The organism is Rhizorhapis sp., assembly GCF_035276005.1.
Classification (GTDB): domain Bacteria; phylum Pseudomonadota; class Alphaproteobacteria; order Sphingomonadales; family Sphingomonadaceae; genus Rhizorhapis.
In genome coordinates this window covers 22,436-36,530 of record NZ_DATEMB010000052.1, presented here as the reverse complement: position 1 = coordinate 36,530, position 14,095 = coordinate 22,436, and the positions used below count along the sequence as shown (strand labels likewise).

Annotated in this window: 13 protein-coding genes and 1 tRNA gene; 9 read left to right on the top strand and 5 right to left on the bottom strand. The window is 61.6% G+C overall.

What is annotated here, in order from left to right; all coding sequences use genetic code 11:
• Positions 1-95 precede the first annotated feature (95 nt).
• Positions 96-1,517 (top strand): magnesium transporter, encoded by a 1,422-nt coding sequence (gene mgtE / locus VJS46_RS11120; protein ID WP_324060113.1) that lies wholly within the window; start codon positions 96-98, stop codon positions 1,515-1,517.
• A gap of 43 nt (positions 1,518-1,560) precedes the next feature.
• The gene (locus VJS46_RS11115; protein WP_324060112.1) at positions 1,561-1,962 is read left to right on the top strand and encodes a DUF1489 domain-containing protein; all 402 of its coding nucleotides are present in this window, start codon (positions 1,561-1,563) and stop codon (positions 1,960-1,962) included.
• 10 nt (positions 1,963-1,972) lie between these two features.
• Here VJS46_RS11115 and VJS46_RS11110 read toward each other — a convergent pair whose 3' ends face one another.
• The gene (locus VJS46_RS11110; RefSeq protein ID WP_414708005.1) at positions 1,973-2,743 is read right to left on the bottom strand and encodes a DUF1134 domain-containing protein; all 771 of its coding nucleotides are present in this window, start codon (positions 2,741-2,743) and stop codon (positions 1,973-1,975) included.
• A 260-nt stretch (positions 2,744-3,003) separates the two neighbouring features.
• Here VJS46_RS11110 and VJS46_RS11105 point away from each other — a divergent pair.
• Positions 3,004-3,096 (top strand) — tRNA-Ser (locus VJS46_RS11105).
• Between the two features lie 54 nt (positions 3,097-3,150).
• Here the strand turns inward: VJS46_RS11105 and VJS46_RS11100 are convergent.
• Positions 3,151-3,579, bottom strand: coding sequence for an MAPEG family protein (locus VJS46_RS11100; RefSeq protein WP_324060110.1), 429 nt, complete (start codon positions 3,577-3,579; stop codon positions 3,151-3,153).
• 224 nt (positions 3,580-3,803) lie between these two features.
• On the opposite strand from VJS46_RS11100, the gene rpmF reads away from it, so the two are divergent.
• From rpmF to VJS46_RS11075, 5 genes are all read left to right on the top strand, one after another.
• Positions 3,804-3,983 carry a 50S ribosomal protein L32 gene (gene rpmF / locus VJS46_RS11095; protein WP_324060109.1) on the top strand — a complete coding sequence of 60 codons (180 nt, stop codon included), beginning with the start codon at positions 3,804-3,806 and terminating at the stop codon, positions 3,981-3,983.
• 66 nt (positions 3,984-4,049) lie between these two features.
• Positions 4,050-5,066, top strand: coding sequence for a phosphate acyltransferase PlsX (gene plsX / locus VJS46_RS11090; protein ID WP_414708008.1), 1,017 nt, complete (start codon positions 4,050-4,052; stop codon positions 5,064-5,066).
• On the top strand, positions 5,063-6,022 hold the full coding sequence (locus tag VJS46_RS11085) for a beta-ketoacyl-ACP synthase III (protein WP_324060107.1): 960 nt from the start codon (positions 5,063-5,065) through the stop codon (positions 6,020-6,022). Before plsX ends, VJS46_RS11085 begins: the two co-directional genes overlap by 4 nt.
• A gap of 154 nt (positions 6,023-6,176) precedes the next feature.
• Positions 6,177-6,476, top strand: a complete 300-nt coding sequence (locus VJS46_RS11080) for an integration host factor subunit alpha (RefSeq protein ID WP_324060106.1) — start codon at positions 6,177-6,179, stop codon at positions 6,474-6,476.
• Between the two features lie 55 nt (positions 6,477-6,531).
• Positions 6,532-6,918 carry a MerR family transcriptional regulator gene (locus VJS46_RS11075; RefSeq protein WP_324060105.1) on the top strand — a complete coding sequence of 129 codons (387 nt, stop codon included), beginning with the start codon at positions 6,532-6,534 and terminating at the stop codon, positions 6,916-6,918.
• Between the two features lie 65 nt (positions 6,919-6,983).
• Here the strand turns inward: VJS46_RS11075 and VJS46_RS11070 are convergent, their stop codons facing one another.
• The gene (locus tag VJS46_RS11070; RefSeq protein WP_324060104.1) at positions 6,984-7,526 is read right to left on the bottom strand and encodes a histidine phosphatase family protein; all 543 of its coding nucleotides are present in this window, start codon (positions 7,524-7,526) and stop codon (positions 6,984-6,986) included.
• Positions 7,526-10,279 (bottom strand): ATP-dependent DNA helicase, encoded by a 2,754-nt coding sequence (locus tag VJS46_RS11065; protein ID WP_324060103.1) that lies wholly within the window; start codon positions 10,277-10,279, stop codon positions 7,526-7,528. Before VJS46_RS11065 ends, VJS46_RS11070 begins: the two co-directional genes overlap by 1 nt.
• A gap of 42 nt (positions 10,280-10,321) precedes the next feature.
• Here VJS46_RS11065 and VJS46_RS11060 point away from each other — a divergent pair, with 42 nt between their 5' ends.
• Positions 10,322-11,896, top strand: coding sequence for a lysine--tRNA ligase (locus tag VJS46_RS11060; protein ID WP_324060102.1), 1,575 nt, complete (start codon positions 10,322-10,324; stop codon positions 11,894-11,896).
• A gap of 300 nt (positions 11,897-12,196) precedes the next feature.
• Here the strand turns inward: VJS46_RS11060 and VJS46_RS11055 are convergent, their stop codons facing one another.
• Positions 12,197-14,017 carry a DUF885 domain-containing protein gene (locus VJS46_RS11055; RefSeq protein ID WP_324060101.1) on the bottom strand — a complete coding sequence of 607 codons (1,821 nt, stop codon included), beginning with the start codon at positions 14,015-14,017 and terminating at the stop codon, positions 12,197-12,199.
• Positions 14,018-14,095: the final 78 nt, after the last annotated feature.

Here is a 14,095-nt window from a genome sequence, read left to right as displayed (position 1 = left end):
GCCGGATTTGATTGAACAAAGCCGGGCCATTGCAATTATATGTTGCCTGGGCGAAAGGGTGCGTACTTCAAGGGCGCAAAAACAAGGAGGCGGCGATGAGCGATACCGATGTCACGCAGCCGCCGTCCGAAGACGAGGAGCTGCCCCCTGAAACCCGTCTGGACGAAGACGACCGGCTGAAGCCGGAATTCGTCTCCTCGGTTCTCGACCATGTGGAAGAAGGGCAGGACGAGGAAGCCCGCGACCTTGTGCGGCCGCTGCATCCGGCGGACATCGCCGACCTGTTCGAACTCACCCCTTCGGACCGCCGCGCAGCGCTCGCCGCCGCACTTGGGGAGTTGGTGACGGCCGAGGTTCTTGCTGAGCTCAACGATTATGTCCGCGACGACCTGATCGGTGCGCTCGCGCCCGAACAGGTCGCGGAGATCGCGACCCAGCTCGATACCGACGATGCCGTCGCGATCATCGAGGACATGGAGGAGGAGGACCAGCAGGCGGTCCTGGAGGCGCTGGACCCGGAGGACCGCGCCGCCATCGAGGACGCCCTCTCCTACCCCGAAGAATCGGCCGGCCGCCTGATGCAGCGCGACCTGGTCGCGGTGCCGGAATATATGACCGTCGGCCAGGTCATCGACTATCTGCGCGAGCATAGCGACCTTACCACTGATTTCTGGGAAATCTTCATCGTCGATGAGCAGCATAAGCCCATCGGCACTTGCCAGCTTTCCTGGATTCTCCGCTGTCCGCGCGGCATTCCGCTGTCGGACGTGATGAAGCGGGAACAGACGCTCATCCCGGTCGACATGGACCAGGAAGAGGTGGCGCTCCGCTTTCAGAAATATGCGCTCATCTCGGCCGCCGTGGTGGACGGCAACGGGCGGCTCGTCGGCATGATCACGGTGGACGACGTCGTCCACATCATCCAGGAAGAGGCCGGCGAGGACATTCTTCGCCTGTCCGGCGCGGGCGAAGGCGACATTAACGAGCCCATTCGAGACAGCTACAAAAGCCGCGTGCGCTGGCTGGTCGCCAATCTCGGCACCGCGCTTGTGGCATCGACCATCATTGCCTTTTTTGAAGGGGCCATCGAACAGATGGTTGCGCTGGCCGTACTGATGCCGATTGTAGCCTCCATCGGCGGCAATGCCGGAACACAGACGATGGCGGTCAGCGTTCGCGCGCTTGCCATGAACCAGCTTACCCAATCCAATACCTGGCGTATCGTCTGGCGGGAAATCCGGGTGGCGGTGCTGAATGGCTTTACCATCGCCATGCTGATCGGCCTTGGCGTGGGGATTGTCTTTGGCAATCACCAGCTTGGGTTGGTCGTAGCCTGCGCCATGCTGATCAACATCGTGGTGGCGGGCTGTGCGGGCGTGATGGTGCCGGTGTTGCTGGAAAGGTTCGACCAGGATCCTGCTGTCGCATCTTCGGTCTTCGTAACGATGATCACCGATTCAATGGGCTTCTTCGCCTTTCTGGGCCTCGCCGTCGCAAGCGGCATGGTGGGTCTCTGACAACGATCTTGATCCCGCTGATTGCTGCGGCCATCTTGTCTCCATGCCCCTCCACATGACCAAGATCGCCTTTCAATGCGAGAGCGCGGGCGAGCTGCGCTCCTGGCTGGAATCCCATGCGGGACCTGGCGAAGCGCACCTCACCACGCGCTATCTTCCAAAGCGCCAGGCAGAGATGGCGGGTGGCTCGCTCTATTGGATATTGAACCACCGCATTGTGGGCCGGAGCCCGATCATGGGTTTTGCGGACGCACCCGAGGGGCGCATCTGGATCAGGCTCGAGCCGCGCCTCATCACGGTCCGCTCTACGCCCCGGCGGGCGCATCAGGGCTGGCGCTATCTCGCCGCCAAGGACGCGCCGCCAGACTTGGAGGGCGGAGAGGATGACGTCGCCCAAATGCCCGCCCGCCTGCTGGGGGAGCTGACCCGCCTGGGACTGGTCTGAACGCGCCCAGTCAGAAGGGCAGCCAGTTCGATTTCTCGGTAAACTTCATATAGCCAAGATTCGCGCCCAATCGGTAGCCGACGCCAAGCCGGATCGGGATGAGCACCACATCGCCGCGCCGCAGATAGCTCGCGGTAAAGCCGCCCACCAGATAGGCCGCGCCTTCACCCGCCGGATAGCGCTTGAAGATGTCCTGGGTGTCGTAAAGATTATAGACGAGCACGAAGGTCTTAGACGCGTTGCCGCCCACGTCGAAGCCTACCGAAGGCCCGGTCCAGTAAACCTCTCGCTGCCCCTCGACCTTGTGGAACAGCGTTCCCGAACCATAGCGAAGTCCGACGACAAAAGCGCCGCTCGCCTCGCGGCCCGCGACATAGGCGTTGGGTTCCCCCTGGTCCTTCAGGATCTTCTCGATGATCCCTGCAAGACCCTCGGCGCCCTTGCCGAACACTCCTTCTGCTGCGCCGATCAGATCGTCCTTTTGATAAACCCGCGACTGTGCCGCCGGTTGGGCTGGATCGGTTGCGGGAGGAACGGCCCCCGCCGTGCCGTTCTGCGTGGCGGATTCATTATAGACATTGCCGTCGACCGGCATGTCCTGCGGAGTCGGGGAGGCAGGCGGGGTGCTGGGGCTGTCCGCTGGCGGCACGGGTGCCAGATCGGCATCGATCGCGTTATTGGGATCAATCGAACGCATCTGCGCCTGCACCGGCGCAAGCCCCAGAGAGAGCAGGGTAAAGACGCCGAGAAGGCCGATGGCTATAGGACGCATGATGTTCATATCCCCCGAAAAATTCCTGGGCCCAATTATCTCCCCGGCACATGAAACGGCAATGAACGGGCGCTGACCCGAGTCGATTTTGCGCCAGACCGCCCAGAAACGGTCTTGAACCCTCGGGAATCGTGGAATTTTGCAGCACCACCAAGAAAAAACTCGCGCCGGAGCCGCGCTGGCCGCCAAGCCGGTTGATAAGACCATCGCACCCCGCTATAGCCGCTCACCTCGACAGCCAATGCGCACTCGCGGCGCATAACCAATGCGGAGACGTGGGTGAGTGGCTGAAACCAGCGGTTTGCTAAACCGTCGTACGATGATTAGTCGTACCGAGGGTTCGAATCCCTCCGTCTCCGCCATTTTCCCTTCAGGTCCGGGATGAGCCTGCCGGAATGGCTCGCTAGTGCAGGGAATCAAACCTGCATCCCGAGCGCCGGTGGAAGCTCACGCGAGGGGGCTCCATAGGCGGTATAAAGCGCCATGCCGGCAAGGCCGAGGATAGTAAGCCAAGTCACCAGGATTCCCACCTGCCGCAATTTGGAGACGAAATCCTTGTCCATTCCGAAGGCATGCAGCACCCGGCCGACAATATAGACAAGCGCCAGCAGCCACAGCCAGTCGGCACTTCCCAGCGCCAGTTCGATGGCGCCCGTCAGGATCAGCACAAAGGGCGTATATTCGACATAATTGGCCTGAGCGCGCATCCGCCGCGACAATGTGTCATTTTGGCCGTCCCCATGAAGCACCTTATGCTGCAACCGCAGCCGCGCAATCCGCATGCCGAGCCATATGTTGAGCAGCGAGGCTGCCGCGGCGAAGGTTAGCGTGATCGGCAAGTACATACGGATTCCTTTGGGTCGTTTCGAACGCGGCGGACCTTGGCAAGCAGGAACCCAAAGGGCAAGGATTAGCTTGCAACCGCTCGAAAAAACGCTATACGCGCCTTTCGCTCGCGATGGACTGGCCGCACTGGCCTGCGGCCGCAAGGGGCCGTTTGGCAAAAAGGCGCGTTTTCGGCCTGTCGCACATGAATTTTGAAGTTTGAGAAACCGGAACAGGTACCGACATGGCCGTCCCCAAGAGGAAAACTACGCCGTCCAAGCGCGGCATGCGCCGCTCCCATGATTCGCTTCGCGTCGAAGCTTATCAGGAGTGTCCGAATTGCGGAGAACTGAAGCGCCCCCACAATCTGTGCGGCGCATGCGGCCACTATAATGGCCGTGAGATCATCGCCGTCGGGGCCTAAGCCGACGGCACGCTTCCAGGGGAGTTGAACAGCGTGGGGGCAGCGCCGCGGATCGCAATCGACGCGATGGGCGGCGACGATGGCGTTCGCGTCATGATGGCCGGTGTAGCGCTGGCCCGGCATCGCCATGAGGGCCTTCAGTTCAATCTCTACGGCGACCAGACGCGGATCAAGGCCGCGCTCGACAGCCATCCCAATTTGCGCAAGGCGTCGGAGGTGTTCCATACCGAGGATGTCGTCGCCGCGACCGACAAGCCCAGCCAAGCCCTCCGCAAATCCAAAAAATCCTCCATGGGCCTCGCCATCAACGCCGTTAAGGCAGGCGAAGCAGGTGCCGCTGTCTCCGCTGGCAACACCGGCGCGCTGATGGCGATGTCGAAACTTGCCCTTCGCACCATGCCCGGCATCGAGCGGCCAGCGCTCGCTGCGCTGCTGCCGACGCTTGGGGACAATGACGTCGTCATGCTCGATCTGGGCGCGAATACCGAATGCGATGCGCAGAATCTCATCCAGTTCGCTGTGATGGGTGCGGCCTATGCCCGTGTCGCGCTTGACCTCGACCGGCCGCGCGTGCGCCTGCTCAATATCGGCACCGAGGAACTCAAGGGAACCGACGATATCCGCCATGCCGCCGCAGTCCTGCGCGCCGCAACCACTTTGCCGATGCAGTTCGACGGCTTCACCGAAGGCGACAAGATCGGTTCGGGCGAAACCGATGTCATTGTGACGGAGGGTTTCGCCGGCAACATCGCGCTCAAGACCGCTGAGGGGACGGCACGGTTCGTGACTGACCTGCTGAAGCGCGCCTTCACCAGTTCGCTGCGTTCCAAGGCGGGCTTCCTTCTCTCGCGTCCCGCACTACATATGTTGAAAGTGCATCTGGACCCGAACAACCATAATGGTGCGGTATTCCTTGGCCTTAATGGCGTGGTCGTCAAAAGCCATGGCGGCGCCGACGCCAAGGGCGTGGCCAACGCGGTCAATGTCGCGGCCAAGATGCTGCGCCAGAACATAACACAGCGAATCACGGAAGACCTTGCGAACTTCCGGGCGCATTTTCCATCGGAGTCGCTTGCATCATGACGCGCCGCGCCGCCATTCTGGGCACTGGATCATCCCTTCCACGGACCCGTGTCACCAACGCGGAACTGGCGCAAAGGGTGGAAACCAGCGATGAATGGATCGTCGAACGTACCGGCATCCATACCCGTTACATAGCCGCTGAAGATGAAACCACGGCGTCCCTTGCCACCGACGCAAGCGTCAGGGCGATTGAAGCGGCGGGCCTTACGCCGCAGGACATTGACCTCATCGTCCTCGCCACCGCAACACCGGACCAGACCTTCCCTTCCAGCGCCACCAAGGTTCAGGCGGCCCTCGGCATCGTCGATTGCGTCTCCTTCGATGTCGCCGCTGTCTGCTCTGGTTTCCTCTATGCGGTATCTGTTGCGGAAAGCATGATCCGTGCGGGTTCGGCCACCAATGCGCTGGTCATCGGGTCGGAAACCTTCAGCCGGATCCTTGACTGGGACGACCGCACCACCTGCGTGCTCTTTGGCGATGGCGCTGGAGCAATCGTGCTTGGCCCGGCAGAGGACGGGCGCGGCGTGCTGGCGACCAGGCTGCACGCTGACGGGCGGTATAATGACCTTCTCTACGTGGACGGCGGCCCATCGACCACCGGCACAGTTGGCAAGCTGCGGATGCGCGGCCAGGAAGTGTTCAAGCATGCGGTTGGCAAGCTTGCCGGAGTGCTCAGCGAAGTGTTGGGCCTCGCGGGTCTGGAGCCCAAGGATGTGGACTGGGTCGTTCCCCATCAGGCCAATGCGCGCATATTGGACGCAACCGCAAGGAAGCTCGGCCTTCCTGCCGAAAAGGTCGTCGTGACCGTTGACCAGCACGCCAATACCTCGGCCGCATCGGTTCCCCTGGCGCTCGACGCAGCGGTGCGGGACGGACGGATAAAATCCGGGGACATTGTGGTCCTGGAAGCCATGGGCGGCGGCTTCACCTGGGGCGCATCGGTCCTGCGCTATTGATACTTGGGCCAGCGTCCCAAATGGGGACCGTTACGCTAACTGATTGTATTAGCTGCAATGCGCCTTTGCAAAAACAGCGCAAATATGACACTAATATGTAGGGGATTGGGGAAACGCGCGGCTTGGGAGGCCGCTCATGCTTGTGGGGGATAGGATGTCGTCGCAATCAACATTGACGCGTGCCGATTTGGCGGAAACGCTGAACCGGCAGATCGGGCTTTCCCGCTCGGAATCGGCTCAGATGGTCGAATCCATTCTGAACCATATCAGCAGCGCCCTGGCAGAGGGCGAAAATGTGAAGATTTCCGGCTTCGGCACTTTCGTCCTTCGCGATAAATCGCAGCGGATCGGCCGGAACCCCAAGACCGGGATAGAAGTGCCGATCGAGCCGCGCCGGGTGCTGACCTTCCGCGCTTCGCAGTCCATGCGGGACCGGATCGCCGACGCAGGCTGACGCTTCACCGACGCCAAGGTTGACGTACCGTACCAAATTGGTGCAGCCTAAGTCCATGGAAAAGGCGGACGGGGCATTCCTCACCATCAGCGAACTGGCAAATGAACTGGATTTGCCGCAGCATATTTTGCGCTATTGGGAAAGCCGCTTTCCGCAACTTAAACCGCTGCAACGCTCGGGCAACCGGCGTTACTATCGCCCGGCCGACGTCGCCATGGCACGCCGCATCCACCATTTGCTGAATGTGGAAGGCTTTACCGTCAAGGGCGCCCGCAAGGTGCTGGCCAATGGCGGAACCCTGGCTCCGGAGACAGCAGAAGACAGCGCGCCGGTGGACCGGGCCGATATGGCCAAGGCCCCCCAACCGGCTGGCACAGCGGACAATCTGGTGCCTCAGCTAGAAAAGATACGCGCCCGGCTGAAGGCGGCGCTGGCGGCGTAATACCGGCCGTTCTGCATTCATTCCGTCATGCCCGCGAACGCGGGAATGACGAGTCATCACAAACCTCAATGCTGATCCGGCCCCAAAGCCGGATCGAGATCGCGCGGCCGCACGAAGCTGATCAGAGCTGCCTTATTCGCCCCGGCCTCCTCCCAGCGATCGATATCGAGTTCAAGCACGGCAAGGCTCGCTGTCGGGAACTTGACCTCCACGTCGTTCCGCAATTCCGATCTGCCGTCGTCGGGAACCAACGACAGGATCAGGTCCTCCATCCCCGGATTATGCCCCACCATCAACAGGCTTTCGCTGCCGTCCGGCGCGTCGCGCAGCACGTCCATCAAGGTGGCGGAAGAGGCCAGATAGATGCGCCGGTCCCAATTGACTTCCAGCACCTGCCCATAGCCTTCAAAAAAATGGTCCAGCGTTTCAACCACGCGAGCAGCAGGAGACGCAATCAGATGATCAAAGCGGAGCTCCCGATCGCGCGCATGATGGCCGATGGTCATAGCCGCCCGGGCGCCGCGCCTGTTCAGCGGACGATCAAAGTCACGCGATACCGGATCATCCCAGCTCGATTTCGCGTGACGCAGAAGGGTCAGCCTTTTCATCACCTCTCCACCAACGAAGCATTGCCGGCCTGATGCACGAAAGATGTGTCGGATGAAAGACGCGAACTTACAGAAATTATCGCTTCGTCGAGTGTCACACGGCGGATCGGCACGCCGTCCGGAAAGGCCGAGAGCAGCCGGGAGGGCATGGCCGCCGAAAGGATCACGAATGTCCCTTTGTCATCAGCCCGGCGGATGAGGCGGCCGAAGGCCTGCGCCAGCCGTGAACGGATCAGGCGGTCATCATAGGCGCTCCCTCCGCCCGCCAGCCGGCGCGCAGCGTGCAGCACCGTCGGCTTGGGCCAGGGCACCCCCTCCATGACAACCAGCCTCAGCGAATGGCCGGGCACATCGACCCCGTCCCGCAGCGCATCGGTGCCGAGAAGTGACGCGCGCGGATCATCGCGGAAGATATCGACCAGCGTGCCGGTGTCCATCGGATCGACATGTTGCGCGTAAAGCGGCAGCCGCGCTTCCGCGAGCCGGTCCGCAATGCGCGCGTGAACGGCGCGCAATCGCCGGATAGCCGTGAAAAGCCCCAGCGTGCCCCCCTGCGCCGCCTCGATCAGCCGCGCATAGGCGCCCGACATGGCGGCGATATCGCCCTTCTTGACGTCGGTAACGATCAGCACTTCGGCCTGCCCCGCATAGTCGAACGGGCTTGGCGCCTCGAACCGGGCGGGAGGGCGGGGAAGATGCTGCGCGCCGCTCCGCGCTTCCGCCGTGTCCCAGTCGCCCCCACCCTTCAGCGTTGCCGAGGTGATGATGACTCCGTGGGCAGGCCTCATCACCACCTCCGTCACAGGCCGGGTCGGATCGAGCCAGTGGCGATGAAAGCCAATATCATATTCGCGTCCTTCAAAGCGATCGATCGCCAGCCAGTCGACGAAATCGGGATCGGCCGGGCCGCCCACGCGCGAGAGAAGCGCAAGCCAGCCCGTCACCATGTCGCAGCGCCAGCTCAAGGATCCCAGCGCCCCCTCGATCCGCGCCCGCGCCGCGCCGTCGAGCCAATCGGGGGCGTCCTCGATGACCGCTTCCAGCCGCTTGCCGAGCCTTGTCAGCGGCCGAAGCAGGTTGTCGAGCGCTTCTGCCGCCGCCTGCGCTGCTTCCACCAGCGCACCGTCCAGCTCCGCCATTTCCGTTTCAAGACCATAGCCCGCGTCAGCGGCGTCTTGGGCGTCCCGGGCATAGACGGTGCCCCGAACCGCCGCCAGCAGCGCCTCCACTGGGCCGAAAGGCTCGCCGGCGCTGATCCGCTTCAGCCACTCGTCGGAGGGGAGCGCCATGGCGGCATTGCGCGCAGCCTCGATCGCGCGCCCGCCCTCCTCATCATAGCTGGCGACGTCCGACAGGCGGGCGGCAAGACCCCGGCGGCGGCCACGCGACGTGCCTTCGGGACCTATCACCCACCGGCGCAGCTCGATCGTTTCCTGTCCCGTCAGCGCGACGGCGAAGGTCGAATCCGCCGCATCGAAAAGATGATGCCCCTCATCAAAGATGATTCGGGCTGGCCGGTTGCCCATCTCCCGCCCGCGCGCGGCATTGACCATGACCAGCGCATGGTTGGCAATGACGAGGTCCGCGTCGGCGCTGGCCCTGGCGGCCCGTTCGATGAAGCATTTGCGGTAATGCGGGCATCCCGCATAGACGCACTCCCCCCTCCGGTCCGTTAGCGCGGTGGAACCGTTGCGGCGAAAGAGCGTGGGCAACCAGCCCGGCAGGTCGCCGCCCACCATGTCGCCATCCTTGCTGAATGCCGCCCAGCGCGCCACCAGATGCGCGAGCACCGCCGCCCTCCCAGCAAAACCGCCCTGCAGCGCATCCTCAAGGTTCAACAGGCATAGATAATTTTCCCGCCCCTTGCGGATCACCACTTTCCGCCGAAGCATCGCTGGGTCGGGGAAAATGCGCTGCGTCTCCCTGTCGAGCTGACGTTGCAGCGCCTTGGTGTAGGTGGAAATCCAGACCGCCCCGTCCGCCTTTTCCGCCCAGAGCGAGGCGGGTGTCAGATAGCCGAGCGTTTTGCCGATCCCCGTTCCCGCCTCAGCAAGCAGCAGATTGGGCTGATCGCGATACGCGCGCGGCGCGAAACAGGCCGCCGCCGCCTCGGCATAGGCCCGCTGGCCGAGGCGCTGCTCGGCCCCCTCACCGGTGAGACGGCCAAGGCGTTGGACGACTTCATCTTCACCAAGGCTGACGGTGCGGGGCTGGCCTCGGGCGGATTTTTCCTCCCATTCGGGAAGCTTGGAGAAAAGCCACCGCTCCGCCCGCTCCGGCTTTTTGAGCCGCGGCACCACAAGCTGCGCCCAGGGCCACCGCAGGCGATAGAGCGATTGCGCGCTCGTCCAGGCGCCCTCCCGCTCCGCCCATTCCGGCGATTCCAATATGGCGAGCAGGGCTCCGGCAGCGGCGTGATAGAGAGCTGGAATATCGGCTTCGCCCAATTCGTCACCCCTGCCTTCGCCAGGCCGACTGGAAAGATCCAACGCCCGCGCCATGCCCTTGGGAGTGGGAACCACGAACCGGGCCGGATGCACAAATGCCCATAGCTCCAGCAAATCCAGTCCCGACAGATCGGGATAGCCCAGCCTTTGCCCCATCAGCGGCGCGTTCATGAAGATCACCGGCGTCTCAGCAGCGCGCCCGACCGCCTCGCCCTTCGAAACCGCCCGCGTCTCCCCGCCGGGCTCGCGCAGGTAAATACCGCCATGGCTTGCATGCAGCGCAGGAAAGGCTAGGGGGAGTGTCACTTCTTCCGCTTTAAGCCTATTGGGAACGAAAGGGCAACATCGGTGAGCCAATTGCGCGACGTAGCGATGCAGTCAAAGGCATGGCCTTATGAAGAGGCGCGCCGGTTGCTGAAACGCTATGCCGGAGGCGCTCCGGAAAAAGGCTATGTCCTGTTTGAAACCGGGTATGGCCCCTCGGGCTTGCCGCATATCGGCACGTTCAACGAAGTGCTGCGCACCACCATGGTGCGGCGCGCCTTTGAGGAGATGTCGGACATTCCCTCGCGGCTTATTGCCTTTTCCGACGATATGGACGGCCTGCGCAAAGTACCGGACAATGTGCCCAATCAGGATATGCTGCGCGAGCATTTGGGAAAGCCGCTCACCGCCATTCCCGACCCGTTTGGGAAATATGAAAGCTTCGCGCACCACAATAATGCGATGCTGCGGGCGTTCCTGGACCGTTTCGGCTTTGAATATGAGTTCCTGTCGGCGACCGAATGCTACCGCGCCGGACGCTTCGACGAGACGCTGAAGCAGGTGCTGCTGCATTATCAGGACATCATGGACATCATGCTGCCGACGCTCGGCAAGGAGCGGCAGGCAACCTATTCGCCGGTCCTGCCGGTAAGCCCTAGCAGTGGCCGCGTGCTGCAGGTGCCGATGGCGGTGCTTGACGCTGAGACGGGCCTGGTCCGCTTTGAAGATGAAGGCGAGCTGATCGAACAGTCGATCCTTTCGGGTGGCGCCAAGCTGCAATGGAAGGTCGACTGGGCCATGCGTTGGGTGGCGCTGGGCGTCGATTATGAAATGTCGGGCAAGGACCTGATCGACTCGGTCACTCAAAGCTCGAAGATCGCGCGGGCGCTCGGCGGCCGCCCGCCCGAAGGGTTCACTTATGAGATGTTCCTCGATGAAAAAGGCGAGAAGATCTCCAAGTCAAAGGGCAATGGCCTTAGCCTCGAACAATGGCTGACCTATGGACCGGAAGAAAGCCTCGCCTTCTACGCCTATCGCGAACCCAAAAAGGCAAAGCAGCTTCATCTGGGCGTCATTCCCCGCGCAGTCGACGAATATTGGCAGTTCCGCGCCTCTTATCCCACGCAGGAACTGGACAAGAAGCTCGGCAATCCGGTGCACCACATCCATGGCGGCAAGGTGCCCGAAGGAACCATGCCAGTGACCTTCGGCCTGCTGCTCAACCTGGTCGGAGTCATGGGCGACGCCGGCAAGGAGCAGGTCTGGGGCTATCTCGCCAATTATGTGCCGGACGCCAGCCCGGCAAAATATCCCGACCTCGACCGCCTCATCGGCCATGCCCTCGCTTATCATCGTGATTTTGTGGCGCCGACCCTGAAGCGCCGGGCACCGGCAGAGAATGAGGCTGCAGCGCTGCGGCAACTGGATGCCGAACTAGCCGCGCTTCCGGCCACTGCCAGCGCTGAGGACATTCAGAACATCGTCTATGCGCTCGGCAAGAACGAAAGCTATGGTTTCGAAAATCTACGCGACTGGTTCAAGGCGCTCTACGAAACCTTGCTAGGCGCAGAGCAAGGCCCCCGCATGGGCAGCTTCATCGCGCTTTATGGTGTGGAGAACAGCCGGAAGTTGATCGCTGAGGCGCTGGCAAGGGCATAGCTCCAAAGCCCGCTCGGGCTGAACTCGTCGAAGCCAAGTTTTTCCTTGAAGAAAGAAACGCCCTTCGAGGGACTCAGGGCGAACGGAGTTCATGAAGCATCTCCCCCAAAGACAAACTTGCCTAATCTCTTCCCATCATTACGGATCAATATTCCCGCCCGAGCGTAGAACCTTTTCGGCCTTCATGCGTTAGTTTTTCTGGTCCACCCCCTTTCGGACTGATGACACGCCTCTAGTGCGTCATCGGCCGCGTCGTCCGGCTTGCGAGGGAGGACGGCGCGGCCACTGGGGGACAAGCAATCAGGCTTTCTTCTTCGACGCGATCCACGCGTCGATTTTCTTTTCCAGAACCGTCATGGGCAAGGCGCCGGTCATCAATATCTGCGCATGGAATTCGCGCGGATCGAAGTTCGCGCCCAGCGCATCCATGGATTTCTTTTTCAACCGCTGGATGGTGAGCGCGCCCACCTTATACGCCAGCGCCTGGCTCGGAATGGCGATATAGCGTTCCACCTCCGCCGTGGCGTCAGTTTCGCCCATGCTGCTATTGTCGAGCATATATTTGATCGCCTGTTCGCGGGTCCACCCCTTGGCGTGCAGGCCGCTGTCGACCACCAGCCGCATGGCGCGCAGCATCTCATCATCCAGATGGCCAAAGCGCTGATATGGGTCCTTATAGAGCCCGAAATCATAGCCGAGCTTTTCCGCATAAAGCGCCCAGCCTTCGACATAGGCGGTATTGCCGCCAAAGCGCATGAAGGCAGGCAGCACCTCATTTTCCTGCGCCAGGCTGATCTGGAAATGATGACCCGGCGCGCCTTCATGCAGATAGAGCGTGGTCATGCCGGGCACGCTGCGCGAGGGCAGGTCATAGGCGTTGAAATAGAAGACCCCCGGCCGCGATCCATCGGGCGTGCCGCTCTGATAGGAGCCGCCCGCCTCAAATTTCTCGCGGAAAGGCTCATAGGGGCGGATGTCTAGCCTGGCCTTGGGCAGCGCGGAGAATTGCTGTGGCACCAGCGCGTCGACCTGCTTCCCGATCTCGAAGAAACGTTGCGTCATCCATTCGCGCGACTTGGGATGGAATTGCGGGTCCGTACGGACAAATTGGAAAAATTGCTGCAGCGTGCCCTTGAAGCCGACCTCCTGCTTTATCTGCTCCATTTGCCCCTTAATCCGGGCGACTTCGGACAGGCCAAGCTGGTGCACATAATCGGCCGTCAGGGGGAGGGTCGTCGTATCCTCGATAAGGAACGCATAAAGCTTGTCCCCACCCTTCATGTGGGAAAGGCCGACGCCGTCCCGCGCCACCGGCAGATATTCATCCTTCAGAAAATCCCGTAGCTTGCGATATTGCGGATAGATGCCGTTCGCGATGATGTCGCGATATTCGGTCTTGAGCCGCGCCTGGTCGGCGGCGGAAATGCCATCGGGGAATTTGTTGACGGGCCCATAATAAGGCGACTGCTCGGGCGACTGCGCGAGCTGTGTGTCGAGTTGCTGGATGACATTGTTGATCGTCATCTTCGTTTCGACCACGCCCGACGCCATTCCCTCGCGGAAACGTTCGATCGATTTGTCGATCATCGCGAGGAAATCGCGGTGCCGCTTCAGGTTATTCTCATAATCCTGCAGCGTCTTGAACGGCGCTGCCCCCTGCCCCGAGGCAAAAGTCGGATAGAAAGTGTGCATGCCTGTAAAATGGTTGATCGGCCGCACCGCCGTCAGGGGCAATATATCGGGACTGAGGCCCTTCAGCGCCTGCTTCTTGTCACGCTCGAACACATCATAGGCGATCTTGTTGACGTCGCTCAGCTTGGCGCGGCCGATCTGGTGCAATGCCGCCAATTCCTGCTCGGCCGCCGCGCGTTCGGCATCGAAATATTCCTTCGAGACATAATCGCCAAGACGATCGGCATAACGAAGGTCGCCACGGAAAAGAGCGTTGATCGGATTTCGCCTGAGATTTGCCTCATCGCTTTCGTGGAACAACGCCGTCAGCCGTTCGTCCTCGGTCAACGCTTTCTTTGCCGGCGCGCTCTGCTGGGCAACCGCGGCGGCTGGGCCCGCCATGGCAAGCGATGAAGACAGGGCTAGGAAGGAAAGTAATTTCGAACGCATGGGATGCTCCAGATCGTTGTGTATTGCTCGACTAACACTCTTGCAAGCGCCGAGCAAATCCGAAATATCCGGCGCAAC